12 protein-coding genes are annotated in these 14601 nt (G+C 60.2%); 1 reads left to right on the top strand and 11 read right to left on the bottom strand.

Annotation, left to right across the window (positions count from 1 at the left end; translation table 11 throughout):
* Positions 1–49: 49 nt before the first annotated feature.
* The 3 genes from GT019_RS13325 to GT019_RS13315 form a co-directional block, all read right to left on the bottom strand.
* Positions 50–1222 (bottom strand): Gfo/Idh/MocA family protein, encoded by a 1173-nt coding sequence (locus tag GT019_RS13325; RefSeq protein ID WP_161743668.1) that lies wholly within the window; start codon positions 1220–1222, stop codon positions 50–52.
* Positions 1219–2367: a glucose 1-dehydrogenase gene (locus tag GT019_RS13320; protein ID WP_161743667.1), complete on the bottom strand. Its 1149-nt coding sequence runs from the start codon at positions 2365–2367 to the stop codon at positions 1219–1221. Before GT019_RS13320 ends, GT019_RS13325 begins: the two co-directional genes overlap by 4 nt.
* Before the next feature lie 187 nt (positions 2368–2554).
* Positions 2555–3544 (bottom strand): Gfo/Idh/MocA family protein, encoded by a 990-nt coding sequence (locus tag GT019_RS13315; RefSeq protein WP_161743666.1) that lies wholly within the window; start codon positions 3542–3544, stop codon positions 2555–2557.
* Between the two features lie 282 nt (positions 3545–3826).
* On the opposite strand from GT019_RS13315, the gene GT019_RS13310 reads away from it, so the two are divergent.
* On the top strand, positions 3827–4648 hold the full coding sequence (locus tag GT019_RS13310; RefSeq protein WP_161743665.1) for a helix-turn-helix domain-containing protein: 822 nt from the start codon (positions 3827–3829) through the stop codon (positions 4646–4648).
* 85 nt (positions 4649–4733) lie between these two features.
* On the opposite strand, the gene GT019_RS13305 is transcribed toward GT019_RS13310, so the two are convergent.
* From GT019_RS13305 to GT019_RS13270, 8 genes are all read right to left on the bottom strand, one after another.
* Entirely contained in the window at positions 4734–5939 is a 1206-nt protein-coding gene (locus GT019_RS13305; protein ID WP_161743664.1) for an MFS transporter, read from the bottom strand.
* 91 nt (positions 5940–6030) lie between these two features.
* Positions 6031–6981: a VanW family protein gene (locus GT019_RS13300; RefSeq protein ID WP_161743663.1), complete on the bottom strand. Its 951-nt coding sequence runs from the start codon at positions 6979–6981 to the stop codon at positions 6031–6033.
* Positions 6978–8090 carry a hypothetical protein gene (locus tag GT019_RS13295; protein WP_161743662.1) on the bottom strand — a complete coding sequence of 371 codons (1113 nt, stop codon included), beginning with the start codon at positions 8088–8090 and terminating at the stop codon, positions 6978–6980. Before GT019_RS13295 ends, GT019_RS13300 begins: the two co-directional genes overlap by 4 nt.
* Before the next feature lie 278 nt (positions 8091–8368).
* Positions 8369–9322 carry a phosphotransferase family protein gene (locus GT019_RS13290; protein WP_161743661.1) on the bottom strand — a complete coding sequence of 318 codons (954 nt, stop codon included), beginning with the start codon at positions 9320–9322 and terminating at the stop codon, positions 8369–8371.
* 151 nt (positions 9323–9473) lie between these two features.
* Complete coding sequence (locus tag GT019_RS13285; RefSeq protein ID WP_161743851.1) at positions 9474–10481, bottom strand: aldo/keto reductase; 1008 nt, start codon at positions 10479–10481, stop codon at positions 9474–9476.
* 161 nt (positions 10482–10642) lie between these two features.
* Entirely contained in the window at positions 10643–12253 is a 1611-nt protein-coding gene (locus GT019_RS13280; RefSeq protein ID WP_161743660.1) for a bifunctional metallophosphatase/5'-nucleotidase, read from the bottom strand.
* Positions 12240–13067: an HAD family hydrolase gene (locus tag GT019_RS13275; RefSeq protein ID WP_161743659.1), complete on the bottom strand. Its 828-nt coding sequence runs from the start codon at positions 13065–13067 to the stop codon at positions 12240–12242. Before GT019_RS13275 ends, GT019_RS13280 begins: the two co-directional genes overlap by 14 nt.
* A gap of 89 nt (positions 13068–13156) precedes the next feature.
* Positions 13157–14530 carry an extracellular solute-binding protein gene (locus GT019_RS13270; RefSeq protein ID WP_161743658.1) on the bottom strand — a complete coding sequence of 458 codons (1374 nt, stop codon included), beginning with the start codon at positions 14528–14530 and terminating at the stop codon, positions 13157–13159.
* Positions 14531–14601: the final 71 nt, after the last annotated feature.

Below are 14601 nucleotides of genomic sequence, written 5' to 3'. Positions count from 1 at the left end.
GTCATTCCCTTGCGCAATATGCGCTTGTCGTCCTTGGGTACTCCCGCCGTCAGCCGACTTCCGTGACGGATACCCACCGGCCCGCCTCGGCGGATCGCTGCACGGCTTCCAGCACCATTTGATTGCGCAGGCCGTCCTCGAAATTCGGCGCCGGGTTGATGCCGTTCGCGATGCCGTCCATCAGCTCGGCGAACAGATTGATGAACGTATGCTCGTACCCGATGATGTGGGCGGGCGGCCAATACGCGCCGGCGAACGGGTGGACTTCCTCCTGGCAATTGATGGCGCGGAACCCCTGTTGCCCGGCCTCGTCGTCCGCGGAATAATAGTGCAGCGTGTTCATCTGCTCCATGTCCCAGCGGATCGAGCCCTTCGTGCCGTTGATCTCGAAGCGGTTGCCGTTGCGGTTGCCGCCGGCAAAACGCGTCGCTTCGAATACGCCGACGGCGCCGCTCTCGAAACGGGCCATGAAGATCGACGCGTCGTCGACGTCGACCGTCCCGAGCGCGCCTCCCGTCCCCGTCGCGCTGGCGCTCAAGCCGCCGCTCATCTCGCCGATCGGACGTTCCTTGACGAACGTTTCCAGCATGCCGTTCACTTCCTTGAACTCGCCGACGAGATAACGGGCAAGATCGATCGAATGCGCCGCCAGATCCCCGAGCGCGCCGGAGCCGCACACTTCCTTCTTCAACCGCCACACGAGCGGAAAGTTCGGGTCGATGATCCAGTCCTGCAGATAATTCGCCCGAATGTGATAGATGCCGCCGAGCTTCCCGGCGTCGATCAGCTTCTTCGCGTATTGAATGGCGGGCACGAACCGGTAGTTGTGGCAGATCATGTGAACGACGCCGGCCTCGTTGACCGCTTCCAGCATCCGGCGGGCTTCCTCCACGCTCATGGCGAGCGGCTTCTCGCAAAGGATATGCTTGCCGGCGCGGGCGGCGGAGATCGCGATCTCCGCATGGGCGTTATTCGGGGCGCCGATATCGATCAGGTCGATATCGTCCCGTTCGATCAGCTTGCGCCAATCGGTCTCGTACGAGGCCCAGCCGAATTTTCGGGCAGCCGCCTTCACGCCCGCCTCGTCGCGTCCGCATATCGCCTGCATCGCCGGCACGCCGCCGCCGTCAAAAAAGAACGGCACGTCCCTGTAGGCGTGGGAATGGGCCTTGCCCATGAATTTATAGCCGATCATGCCGACCCGGATTTGTCGTTTGCTCATCGTCCTCTGTCCTCCTTGTATCGCGTGCTTAGCGAAGCCCACTCCGCTTGGGGAACCACGTCGACGACCGCTTTGATCGCGATGCGTCCGAATTCGATCGCCGGTACGTCCTCGATGGACATCCGGTCGGTTTGAAGCTTGTCCAGCATGCCGGGATAATGGCGCTCGATCTCGCGAAGACGATGGATGGCGGTCTCGAAATCGTCGCGCGACGCATTGACGGAACCGATGACGCATTTGTTTTTGACGACCAATTCCCGGTACGTCGTATCGCTCGGCAAATCCAGCCGGCCGCTCCCGGGCGTGACGCCGAGCAGCGCGAGGATGCCGTTGTTGCGGACCAAGGGGATCGCCTCGAAGCCAAGGGGCGCATGACCGGTGCATTCCCAGATCATGTCGAAGCCCGTGCCCAGCCGTTCCGCGTATGCGGTCAGACCGGACTTGAACGCGTCTTCGGCGGAGGAATCCGCTTCCCGGTAATGCGCCCCGATGCGGCGGAGGATGTCCGCGTTCGCGCTCGCGGCGTCCGACTTGGACCACACGTGCGTGTCGAAGCCGAGAATCCGGCACGTCATCGCCGCCAATATGCCCAGCGGACCCGATCCCAAAATCAACACGGTTCCGGGCTGCCAGATCATGCGCTGCTGAATCTTCAGCGTTTGCGCCCATACCTTTTCCACGATGCTTTGCGGTTCGACGAGCACCCCGTACGGCAAGCAGGCTTCGGGAACTTCGATCACGAATGCCGAATGCTCCGCGACGTATTCGCACAGGTACCCGTCCGCCCCTTTGATGCCCCGTTCCGTATAACGTCCGGTTTGGCAGAAATCCTGCTGCCCGTTGCGGCAATTGACGCATTCGCCGCACGGTCTTCGGACGAGCGCCGTGACGAAGTCGCCGCGGGCGAATCCGGACTCGGGCCCGGCTCGCTCGACGACGCCGAGCAGCTCGTGACCGATGACCATGTCCGATCTGCCTTCGGGATATCTGGCAAAGTTGTCCGCGATGATCTCCCGGTCCGTGCCGTCAAGGCCGACGCAGAGCACCCGAATCAAGACATCCGCCGGACCGTCCGATTGCGGCTTCGGGCTATCCGTCAACGATACGGTCACCTGCTCGATGCCGCTGATCGCGATCGCTTTCACAATCCTCACTCCTTATGCCGAATCGTCAGTCATCCTAACCTCATGCGCGAATCTCCCGCCGCGGGGACATGTCCAAGCCGGCTGCATCGGTCCCGCGCCGGCTTCGCACGGCTGCCAAAAAGACTGCCGTCCGGCAGCCTTGATGACATGGAGCGAGCGTATGGATCATGCACGATCAAGCCTTGAATTACAGACGGATCAACTGGCTGCCGTTCGCCGCGCTTTTCCAGGCCGCTTCCGTCACGCGGGCGATTCGCAGTCCGCAGCTCGACGGAGCCGCCGCTTCGCTGACCCTGCCCAGCACGAGATCGACGAAATCCCGATTCGGATCGCTCGAGGCCGGCAGCTCGTCCGTCACTTCGACGATTTCCCGTTGTCCTTCCTTGGCGACGAAGATTTGATTGTTGCGGAACAGCACGGTTCCCTTGTCGCCGTGGATCGACACGTCCTCATGCCAGCCGATGCTGGAGCTGCCGACGACGTTGAACGTCGCGATCGCGCCGCCGACGAAGCGAATCGTGACGGCCGAGTCGATATCGACCTGCGATCCGCGGTTATCGATGACGGCGGTAACGCTTTCCGGTTCGAGGCCGGTTACCCACAGCACGACGTCCAGCAGGTGGCTGCCGGAATCGTTCAGCTGCCCGCCGCAGGACAGCGCGGGATTTTGCCTCCACGTCCCCGTCGTGCCCTTCAACCAGCTCTGCGCCTGATACGCACATATGTAATTGATCGTGCCGAGCTCGCCGCCGCGGATCAAGTCATGAATATAAATATACGGTCCGATCAGGTGGCGCTGGTAGGCGACGGCGAGATGCTTGTTCACGCTCGCGGCATGGGCGATGAGGCGTTCGGCGTTCTCGGAGCCGTCGACGAACGGCTTCTCCATCAATACGTGCAAGCCGCCGTCCAAGCAGGCGATCCCTTGCTCGAAGTGCATGCTGTGGGGCGATACGATGATGGCCGCATCGGCGTTCGCCTGCGCGATCGCCTCCCGATAGTCCGTGTATACCGCTACGTTGACCAGCTCGGGGAAGCGCTGCTTCACTTGATCGATCGACGCCTCCGAAGGATCCGCCAACCCGACGATCTCGGCTTCGGGCACTTGGAGCAGCCTTCTGACATGCTCTCTTCCCATGCCGCCGACGCCGATGACCAAGAAACGAACTTTTTCCATTTCATTACCTCCGTTTGGTTCGTATTGTAAGGGGTTACAAAACAGCCTGTATCTATTTATACAAAATAGAACCGGCAATGATGCCATCTGTCGCTATTTCATACTCTCGCGGACGCCTTGAACGTCCGGGTTCCCATCCTGCGCGCACCGGCCGTACCCGTCTATTTTACCTCCCGGAACCGGCGCGCAACATATGGAAAAAGGAATAAAAAGTGGGATCGACGGACATGTGGTATAATGCGGTAAAAGCAGGAAACCAACGCTCAAGTGAGGTTTGTGGACATGAAGCATGGGGATGTGTACAGAATTCCGTCGGACGGAGACATCGGCGTCTACGTTCCGTACTTGGGGATCAATTACTGCCACGCCAATTACCGGAACGTGCGCAACCGTTCCGACATCACGGTGCTGGCTTACGTGCTGCGCGGCCAAGGCACGATTCGCGTCGATTCGTTCACGCATCATCCGAAGGAAGGCGACGTGTTCATCCTGCGCAAGGGCAGCTACCATGAAGTGACGGCCATGCCCGACCAGGACGGGTATTGGACGTATCTGTGGTTCAATATCGGGGGGAACAGCGACGACCTGCTGTCCGCGTACCAGCTGAAGGAACGGGCGCTCGTCGCGGATGCGCCGCTGGAGGATTTGTTCCGCAAAGGGATGGCTTTGATGAGGCAGCCGCAGCCGCAGCCGCTCGAGCAGGTGCAAGCCGCGGTCGTGCTCGTGTGCACGGAGATTATGATAGCGCTTACCAGATTGCTGAAGAGCCGAAACCTGCTGCTCTCCGATCAGGTGCAGCACGTTAAGACCTACATGGATCAACTGGTCGGCCCATTCGATTCGGAGCGCCTCAGCAAGCAGATGACGATGTCCTACAAGCAGCTCAACCGGTTGTTCAAGAAAGAAACCGGCTTCACCATCTACCATTACCTGCTGTCGAGAAGAATCCGGCAGGCCGAATCGCTGCTCAAGGATACGGACATGACCGTCAGCGAGATCGCTTTCCGCCTCGGCTACGTCGATCCGCATTATTTCTCGAACCTGTTCAAGCAAAAAACGGGCATGACCCCGACCGGGTTCAGGCATCTGGAGCTGCCGACCTGAGCGCCGGGCATGCCGGGAGGCCCATCCTCCCTCTCCGCGTCGCGCCGGCTCGCCGACAACCGCAGGCCGAACCCGATTCGCCCGGTCACGATGCTCTGCGAGCCTTGGTCTCGACGCCGAATCCAAGCAGCATGAGCGTCCCGATCAACAGCACCGCGGCGAACACGCCGAAGATCGAGGCATAGCCGATCTTCGCCTGGACCAGGACGCCGACGAGGTAAGGCGCGGCCACGCTGCCGATCCGGCCGAAGCCGGCGGCAAAGCCGGCTCCCGCCGCCCGGATGGCGGTCGGGTAGTTCTCGGGCGTGTACGCGTACAGCGCCCCCCACGCGCCCAGGTTGAAAAAGGATAGCAGCGCGCCCGTGAGCAGCAAAGTGCCCGTGCTCTGGCTGAACCCGAAGCAGAGCGCCATCGCGCCGGAGAGGATCAGGAACGCGGCGAGCGTCGCCTTGCGTCCCCATTTCTCCACGAGGTACGAGGCGGCGAAGTAGCCGGGCAGCTGGGCGAGCGTCATGAGCAGCACGTAGCGAAAGCTTTGAATCATCGAGAAGCCTTTGTCGACCAATACGGAGGGCAGCCACAGGAACATGCCGTAATAGGAGAAGGCGATGGCGAACCATACCGCCCACAGCGCGATCGTTTCGCGCTTATACGTCGTGAACAGCTCGCGGATTCGGGTGCGCCGCTCCTGCTTCGGCCGGAACTGCGGCGACTCCGGCACCTCGCGGCGAATCCAGATCGCGAGCAGGATCGGCAGCGCGCCGACGGCGACCGCGACCCGCCAGCCGAACGGCGGAATCACGAAGTAGGCGAGAACGGCGGCCAAGATCCAGCCGGCGGCCCAGAAGCTTTCCAAGAGAACGACCATCCGGCCTCTGGTCTCCGGCGGCGCGAATTCGTTGACGAGGGTCGAAGCGACCGGCAGCTCGGCTCCGAGTCCGACGCCCATCAGAAACCGCAGCGCCAGCATGATGCCGAGCCCGCCTGCGAAGGCGCTGCCGAAGCTGAACGCGCCGAAAACGACCAGCGTGAACAAGAAAACGGGACGCCGGCCGATGCGGTCGGCGAGATAGCCGCCCAATACCGCGCCGATGGCCATGCCGACCAGATTGACCGTGCCGAGCAAGCCGGCCTCCTGCGCCGTCAGCCCCCAATCCTTGCGCAGCGCGACCAGGATGAAGGACAGCAAACCGACATCCATCGCATCGAACATCCAGCCGAAGCCGGCCGCCCAAAACACGTTGCGCAGCGCGCGCTTGGAGCCGGCGGCTGCAGCGTTAACCTCGGTCATGCGTATACTCCTTTCGCGAAGCGGATTGGTGATGCAACGCATGCGGCGTTCGGATGCTGCCGTAAATTCGGGCGATATAAGCGCAACCCGCTTACCGGCCGCCGGAATCGGGGCTATCGGCGTCATGCGGGGCAAGGATCTCCACCGGCAGCTGGCCGAATGACATGTTCGGCACCGCGCGCGGCTTGTATTCGATGACGTCGGAGGAGTAGATGGCCACGAACAATTTGCCGGGGACCGCTTGCGCGCGGATCAGGATCGGTTGATTGTAGCGATTCTGGAAGACGAAATCCGGACCGTCCCAGCTGACGGTCGCGTCGCGCCCGGGTCTCACGTACGGTACGTTGCGGCTGTGCGAATAGCGCTTCACGATGTGCAATCCCGCACGGTCGGTCGCATTGAACAGCGTCGAGGATACTTGGCAGATCCCGCCGCCGATTCCCTCCGATAATTCGCCTCTGACGATGATCGGCGCCTGCAGGTAGCCTTTCTCCTTCGTCCGCTTGCCGACGACCGCGTTGAACGAGAACGTCTCCCCGGGGAAGAGGACCGTGTTGTTGATCGCGCCCGCCGCCAGCCGGATGTTATGCGAACGGTTGCGGTTCCGGGCATTGTAGTAGGTGACGTAGTGGCCGATCGGCTTTTCCTTGATCTCCGCCAGCAGCTCGCGGTCGACCCGCGGATAGACGTTCAAGAGCGGCGCGTCGATCGCCGCCGACCCCGTACCGTAAAAAAATTCGAAAAACCGTTCGGTGAACCCCTGCTGATCGAGCCTGTGCCCGAACGCTTCGGGCACGATTCCCCCATGGTCGCCGATGTACGCGTTGCGGGGGGCTTCGTAGCTTTGCTTCTCCAAGCTCGCGACGAGCCGGTCGAATTTGTTCAGGTCCACCATCGTGAAGCCGGGGGACGCGTATTCGGCGCGATGGATCACGACGGCGGCCTGCCCCCGGACCGACACGGATAAATGCTCGCTTGCTTGCTCGCTGCCGTCGCCTTGATGAAGCAGCCATAAGATACCCGTCAACCAGAACCAATTCATAAGGCATTCTCCACGTAATCGATTTTCCAAGCTTCCCCGATCGAGCTCCTGCGCAAATGAAAGACGAACGTGTTCTCCGCCTTCCGGAAACCGTCGCGGTAAATGACCGCCCTCGCCGGCAAATCCACGGCAAGCAGATCGCCGGACGCCGCCTCCGCGTAATCCGACGTCCGGCGGATGGCGATGACGCTCGCGGCCTCCTGCTTCAGACGCGTTAGTTGATCATGGTTGCGATACGGGAAGAGCGCGGCCATGAGCTCGGGATCCCGCTGGTTGATCGCGATGAAGAACAGCTCCGCGACGTTCTCGGGCGAAGCCTGCCGCATGTATTGCGGCAGCTTGCCGGCCGCCTTATGCACCATCGTCTGGTGATCCGGGTCGACGCTCCCGGTCTTGTGCGTGCTGCTGCCCAGAAAATGGATGCAAAAATGACCGTTAAAGTCGTTGTCCGGTATGCCGTCTCCCCCGTGCGGCATGCCGTGCATCGAAGCGGCGATCGTCTCGCCGTCCTTCGCAACGAGGACCGCCCTTCTTCTCCAGCTCCATTTCCCTTCATAGATTCGCTTCATGACGTCCGTGTCGCGCTTCGTCAACGGCTGGACGTCGGCATGCGTGCTGCCCGCTCTTCGCTGGACCTCGAACCGCAGCCCGCTCTCCAGGTCGACGACGGTGAAGATCGATTTCATCGTGACGATCTCCTTGGCTTCCGGCCATGCCAGCAATTTCCCGTAATGCTTCGACTTCAGCGCCGCGGCATGGGCGATCAGCTGTCGCTTCGTCTCGCCGCGAAGCTGAATCGCCATGGCATTGGCCGGATCGTACAGCCGGTAGGACGGATCGATCATATAGGTCTTGTCCTTGACCGTCAGGTAAACGTCGGATACGGGCGCGTATTCCTCCGGCTGCGCCGCGCCTGCCGCCAGCGCGTCGTTCCACGTTTTCGAATCGAGCGTCAACGCGGATGCCAGTGCCGCGTCCGGCGAGGATCTGACGACGAGCTGGGCCGAAGGCCGCGCCGGTCTCGTCGCCAAACCGTGCGCCGGCTCGCAAAACAACATCGACAAGGTTGCGCCGATCAGGCTGCAACGCAGAATCCCTTTGCCTGTCATTCTATCTCCTCCTTCTGCGGGCTGCGATGTCGAACCGCCGTTAGGACCATCGCATGCCGCGCTTTGCATTTCCGATCCCAATTTTTAGGAGGTATTATGCCCGCTTTTCATAAAACTATCCCGCCGGATCGAAGCCATGGATCGGCAGCTTATCCGCGCGGGTTTCGTTATTTTGCGAAAACGCATGAAAGCGCGCAGCGCAAGTAGGCACGCCGGCGTTGGCGTGCCTACTCGTAAGGTGACGACGTGGATCGTCGTGAATCATCGCGATGGCCCATTCAATCGGCATGCCCGGGATCCATCACGAGGCCAAGCGCATGTTTCGCGATCGCGGCATAAGACTCGATCCGGTCGGGACTGCGGTCGAGCGCCCACCTGAGATTATCGAACGATCGCAGGACGAGCAGCTCTCTCGCAGCCGCAAGGTCATCCTCGCCCATGCCGCCGTATCCGTCCAGAAAAGCCATGAACGCTTCCGGACTCGGGTCTCCGTCCAGGAATCGGCCTTGCATCACCCGCATCAGGTCTCCGTGCGGGACCGTTCTGACTTCCGCATTGCCCCAGTCCAATAAACGGACTTCTCCCGCCCCGCTCACGATCGTATTCTTCAAGGAGAGATCGCCGTGGATCAATCCGAAGCGATACGTCTCTTTCTTCAAGCGTTCAAACCGTCTTCGCACGTTCCGGGATGACGCCTCGTCGAGTACGCCAAGCCGTATCAACGGATCCCGCTCCGTCAAACAATCGATATTGTACTGCACGTACCCCTGCCAACTGCCGTCCGATCCGGCATGAGGCGGCGATCGAAACTCGCCTTGAGCGGGATCGGCCAAATTCTCTCCGAATCCCTTTACCGGGATCGCGTGAATGCGTTTGGCATATTGGCCCAGCCGCCTCCAAATATCGGCCTTCGGCGCCTTGCTGTCCAAGCCGTTGTCACCGTCGATATAGGACTGAATCATATAGGCGGTATCGCCGACGATCCCGATGGACAACACCGCGGGTCCGGGGATGCCGACTGCGGCTGCTTGTTCGATGCACCATTTTTCTTTCGCGTACGCGGGGTAGGCGCTTGCATCGTTCATGCGGACAACGACTTTGCGCCGATCGGTTTCGACGACGCAAACCTGATTGACGAAGCCTTTCCCCAGGATCTGAAACGAAGCTCTTACAGGTTCCTGGAGAAAATCTCCTGCGATTCGTTCGGCTTGCTCGATAACGGCGTCTCCCATCGCGTCTCATCCTCTCTGGCGACAAGCAAGTTACACACGATATTATGATAGGACCGCACCGGGAATACAAGAAAAAGAAGCCTGCAGCCGACGCAAGCTTCTGAATGTTCATGCCGGCGAACGCGGACCGCGCCAAGCCGGCGGGCGGCGCTTACTTATCGATCGGCAGCGGCGCTTCCGGCGATACCAGCTGCATCTCGCGCATGTCCCGCCAAAATTCAGCCGGGATGACTTCCTGCAAAGCGGCTTGGTCCTCGGCGATCCGCTCCGGGCGGCTGGCGCCGGGAATCACGGCCGCGACGGCCGGATGCGCGAGCGAGAACTGGATCGCCGCCGCTTTCAGGCTGATGCCGTAGCGCTGCGCGACGCTTTTGATTCGCTCGACTTTCGCGATGATCTCCGGGCTGGCCTTCTGGTATTCGAAGTGCGTGCCGCCGGCCAGGATACCCGAGCTGTACGGACCGCCGACGATGATATCGATATGACGCGATGCCGCGGAGGGCATCAACCGTTGGAGCGCTCTCCCATGGTCGAGCAGCGTATAGCGCCCGGCCAGCAGACTGACGTCCGGCACGGCCTCCTCCAGTTCCATCGCGATCTCGATCGGCTCCACGCGATTGACCCCAAGCCCCCAGGAAGCGATGACGCCTTCGTCACGAAGCCGCTTCAGCGCTCGGAACGCTCCTTTGCGGGCGGCCTCGAAATGCACCAGCCACTCGTCTCCGTAGAAGTCCTGCGCGATATCGTGGACGAACACCATATCCAGACGGTCCGTCTTCAGCCGTGCCAAGCTTTGTTCGATCGAGCGCATGGTGCCGTCTTCGCTGTAATCGACGATAATCTTGTTCTTGTTGCCGTACTGGAACACGCCGCCCTTCTCGCCCAAGTCGCGCGCGGCAGGGTCTTCGAGTTCGTCCGAGATATATCGGCCCACCTTCGTGCTGAGCACGTACTCGTCCCGCTTATAGGGGGCCAGTCCCTCCCCGAGCCGGGATTCCGCCAGCCCTGCGCCGTAGAATGGCGCGGTGTCGAAGTAGCGAATGCCCTGCTCCCAGGCCGCCTGCACGGTCGCCATCGCTTCCTCCTCCGGAATGGCGCGAAACATGTTGCCGAGCGGAGCGGTGCCAAAACCCAATTTCCCTTTCAATCGGTCTCGAATCACGAATTCATTCCTCCTAAGCTTAAGCCCGTTTGCCGAAAACGCATGCATGTATCGGACGACGCCTTATTGTTTTATTTTTGGCGCCGTTTATGCAAATTGCGGCACGGAAAGCGAAGAAAGACATTCATACGACGTATTCGCTCGCATTCGCGGCCAGCCTATCCGTCGCTCTCCGATAGCGCGATTCGCCAATTGTCAGCGGAGATCGGGTAGATCGTGCCGTGCTTCCGGATAAACTCGACGGCCAGCTCCGCCATATCGGACGCCACCTCTCGGATAACCGGCCGATTCCGGAACATGTCGTAGTCGCCGCCTCCCGCTGCCCGATAGTTGTTCATCACGACGTCCAGCTCTTCGTCCGGCGCGATCGGCGCTCCATGCCGGTTCAGCTTCGCGACCCTTTTGCCGACCGGCTTGGCGATGTTCAGCTCGTATTCGATGCCCGACCACATGTCGTAATTATAATGCTGCGCCTTCGGCTCCAAATACTGCCGGCTGACGGTCAATCGACCATCCGTTCCGATGGCAAAATAACGGGCCGAACGCTCCAGCGCATCGCGGACGGCTTGTCCGGTCAACCGCAATACGGTCAGCGTGTTCGGATAAACGAACGTGGTCAGGACATCGCGCACCGTAATGACCGGACCGAATCCTTGCGTATCTTCGGAGAGCAGCGCCGCCACGGAGATATCGGCACGCGCCGCCTCCATCTGAACGCGATGAATGAAGGCAATGAACGGATGCGGAGCGGCACGGCAGGAGAACGGGCTCGCGATCCGCATATCCCCTTCGAGCTTGCCGATCGGCTGATCCAGCCACGCCTGCGTTTCCGACTCGCATGCCTCGGTCAACTGCAGGACCCGTTCATCCGGCAGCGTCGATGCGTCCGGCATGAGAAGCTCTGCCCGCTTTTCCGCGATTCGGTAACGTCCCTCCTCATGGACGAACGACACCGTAATCTTGCCAACCGCTTGTCCGTTGCAGCCCGGCTGCACGACGGTGACGCCGTTTAATTCGCTAGCGATTAAACGATGCTGATGGCCGGTAACGAGCACGTCGATGCCTGCGATTTCCGTGCACAGGGCATAAGCCTGATTCTCGGCGGTGAGCCGTTCCTCGGCGGATTCGCCCGCAAGCGCAAGATCCCGCTCGAAGCCGCCATGATAGCTGACGACCAGCAGATCGGGCGCTTCCTCTTCATGAATCCTGGCCGTCCAGCTTCGTACCGTTTCCACGGCATCCAGAAAGTTCAGGCCAACGATGTGTTGCGGATGTTCCCAATTCGGAATATGGGAGGTGGTCACCCCGAGGATCGCGACCTTCACCCCGCCCGTCAGCCATTTGACGATATACGGCTTTCCGAAAGCCGGCTCGCCCGTTCGAGCATCCGCAATGTTCGCGGATAGCCACCGAAAGTCGGAATCCCGCATCGCATGGCGCAGCAGAGGCATCCCGTAATTGAACTCGTGATTGCCCGGAACGATGGCGTCATAGCCCAGCTCGTTCATGACCGGGATGAACGGATGAGGCTCGTCCTCCCGCAATCTTCCCGCGGCATAAGCCGCAAGCGGGGAGCCCTGCAGCAGATCTCCGTTATCGATCAAGATCAGCCCCGGCTCGAGCGCGCGCTCCTTGCGGAACAGCGTCGCCAGCTTGGCCAGCCCATCCTGCCGTTCTTCCCCCGTCCGATAGTCCGTCTCGCGAATGTATCCATGAAGGTCGCTCGTCGCGAGGATCACGCAGGTTACGGGATTCTTAGTCGCGGACATCATTTCCGCCCCCTGTCGTCATCTCCTCGTCATCCTCCAGCACGTGATAGTGCTTTAAAGCCCATGCAATGCCGTTCTCGTCTACCGATTTGGTCACGAATTCCGCGAGCTCCTTGATGCTGGGATCGCCATTGCCCATCGCGATCCCGTGTCCTACGGACAACAGCATGTCTTTGTCATTAAAAGCGTCTCCGAAAGCAAAGGTGTCCTCCCTCGCAACGCCGTAACGCGCCATGCACCAGCGGACCGCTTGCGACTTCCCTGCGTCCTTGGGTATCAAATTCACCAAACAGGGATCGGACCAATTCGCGATGTAATCGTCGAGATAGGGTTCGAAAAGCGCTGCTTCGTCCTGCGTGATATATAAATGCCCTTGGTAGAGCGGCGTGTCTTGTTCGAATTCGTCCCTCGCCGCCGGCAACGGCGCGTTGAAATTACGCCAAACCGACGCGACGCGATCGTTGATCCCGTTCACGACGACGCCGTTCTTATCATAGCCGCCGTAAGAGAAACGGTTTGTTTTGGCGATCCGGATAAGATGACCCATCGAGGCGAGCAGGATTTGATTCTCGTACGCGATCTCTCCCGCTTCATAGATCAGTTGGCCGTTCAGCACGCTGATCGCATCGAACGAAAGCGGGATGGCCGCTTGGATGAACCGCAGCGATTCGGCTCCTCGCCCGGTTACGACCATGACGGCATGTCCTTGTTCTTGCAGCCTCCGCAGCGCTCGAATATTTCCTTCCGGCACTTCCTTCGTCGCATGGCTGAATAACGTGCCGTCGAAATCAAAAAAGAACATCTTTCTCCCCATAGCTGTCGACGCTCCGTTTCTGAATAAGTTGAAAGCGGGCGGGCGCCGGACACAACGTTCGTGCACGGCGCCCGTTCGTTTCGGGAGGATTATTTTACCTTCTCGGCTGCCTGCGACAACAAGGAAGCGATATCGCCGCCGCCGATCATGACCGACTCCCACAGGTTGCCCGTCTCCGTCGCGATGTCGCCGGATTTTGCGGTTACCTTGTCGTATGTCATGGGAGTGGCGAGCGCCGCTTTAACGGCGGCAGCCATGTAATACTTCTTCGGATCCGATTTGTCGGACGCCAGGAACTGCTTGTACGCCGGAACCTCCAGCATCGATTTGCGAATCGGCAGGTTCCCCGAATTGATCAGCCAGTCCGCGTTTTCCTCGGCGCCGGACAGGAACTTGATCAGCAGCCACGCGGCGACGCGCTGCTCGTCGGTCGCGTTTGCGAAGATCGCGTAATCCTCTCCTTTGGACAACGCCACCGGCTTCGCGGGATCCTTCTGCGGAACGGGCGCTACCCCGAGGTCGAACTGCTTCTGGCCCGCTTTCGGATTGGGAATTGCGAACGGAACGCCCGCGGCCGCCCCGACATACATGTAGGTTTCTTCCATGACGAACCCGTTGCTGCTCGTTTTGCCGCCCGCGCTTGGCATGAGCGCAGGCATGGTAAAGTAACCTTTCGTCATATTGCCTTTGTAGAACGCCAATGCGTCCTTGGTGGCGTCGTTGTTAATGTCTGCCGTGCCGTCGGCGGCAACATACGGGCTCCCCCATTGCTGCGACATCAGCTTGAACGCGGCATCCCCGTAGGAATTATCGAAGCTGAAGCCGGGCTTGCCCGTGTCGTCCTTGATGGTCTGGCTGTCCTTCACGACGTCATCCCAAGTCGACGGCGCCGTCCAGCCCTTGCCGTCAAAATACGTCTTGTTGTACACCAAGACGTCCGTCGTTTTCTTGTTGGTCGGAAATCCGTACAGCGTTCCCTCGGGACCGAAGCTTTTGGCCTCGTCGAGATAGATCGGGTAGAAATCCGCCTGCTCCTCGCCGGAGAAGCCGATCTTCCCGTCCGCGTAATAGGGCTGGAGATCCACGATTGCGCCGCTGTCGATATATTCCGGAAAGGTACTGGCATCTAGATTGGATAAGGTCGGCGTGCTTTTCGAAACGATGTTTTGCGTCAGCTTCTTCGCCAACTCGTCGACTCTGCCTTGCGCGGAAAAATCGACTTTAATATTGGGATATTGAGTCCGGAAGTCATCGACCATTCGTTCCAGAAACGGAAGATTGCTGGCTCCCGTGCTCGTCCAGAAGGAAATCGTGACGTCCTTCTTATCCGTCACGACGGCCTGAACGGCTTTCTCCAGAGCGCCGGACGCGCCGGCTTCGCCTTTCGCGCCGTTTCCGCCTCCGCATGCCGTCAATGCCACTGCTATCGTCAAAACCGAACTTGTCGTTACTAACTTCCTCATCGTAGTGCCTCCCGTTTTCCATCCTGTTTGCTTATCGCTTTAATTACCCCGCTGCGCTATGTGAAGGGTCC

It is taken from the genome of Paenibacillus glycinis (assembly GCF_009909185.1).
GTDB lineage: Bacteria > Bacillota > Bacilli > Paenibacillales > Paenibacillaceae > Paenibacillus_Z > Paenibacillus_Z glycinis.
The sequence above is the reverse complement of the archived record's forward strand: the minus strand, read 5'-3'. Positions and strand labels throughout refer to the sequence as shown.

Bases quoted from the DNA above. Each gene is read 5' to 3' on its own strand.
- GT019_RS13325 (WP_161743668.1), bottom strand. From the start codon at position 1,222: ATGAGCAAACGACAAATCCGGGTCGGCATGATCGGCTATAAATTCATG.
- GT019_RS13315 (WP_161743666.1), bottom strand. From the start codon at position 3,544: ATGGAAAAAGTTCGTTTCTTGGTCATCGGCGTCGGCGGCATGGGAAGA.
- GT019_RS13310 (WP_161743665.1), top strand. From the start codon at position 3,827: ATGAAGCATGGGGATGTGTACAGAATTCCGTCGGACGGAGACATCGGC.
- GT019_RS13305 (WP_161743664.1), bottom strand. From the start codon at position 5,939: ATGACCGAGGTTAACGCTGCAGCCGCCGGCTCCAAGCGCGCGCTGCGC.
- GT019_RS13300 (WP_161743663.1), bottom strand. From the start codon at position 6,981: ATGAATTGGTTCTGGTTGACGGGTATCTTATGGCTGCTTCATCAAGGC.
- GT019_RS13295 (WP_161743662.1), bottom strand. From the start codon at position 8,090: ATGACAGGCAAAGGGATTCTGCGTTGCAGCCTGATCGGCGCAACCTTG.
- GT019_RS13290 (WP_161743661.1), bottom strand. From the start codon at position 9,322: ATGGGAGACGCCGTTATCGAGCAAGCCGAACGAATCGCAGGAGATTTT.
- GT019_RS13280 (WP_161743660.1), bottom strand. From the start codon at position 12,253: ATGTCCGCGACTAAGAATCCCGTAACCTGCGTGATCCTCGCGACGAGC.
- GT019_RS13275 (WP_161743659.1), bottom strand. From the start codon at position 13,067: ATGGGGAGAAAGATGTTCTTTTTTGATTTCGACGGCACGTTATTCAGC.
- GT019_RS13270 (WP_161743658.1), bottom strand. From the start codon at position 14,530: ATGAGGAAGTTAGTAACGACAAGTTCGGTTTTGACGATAGCAGTGGCA.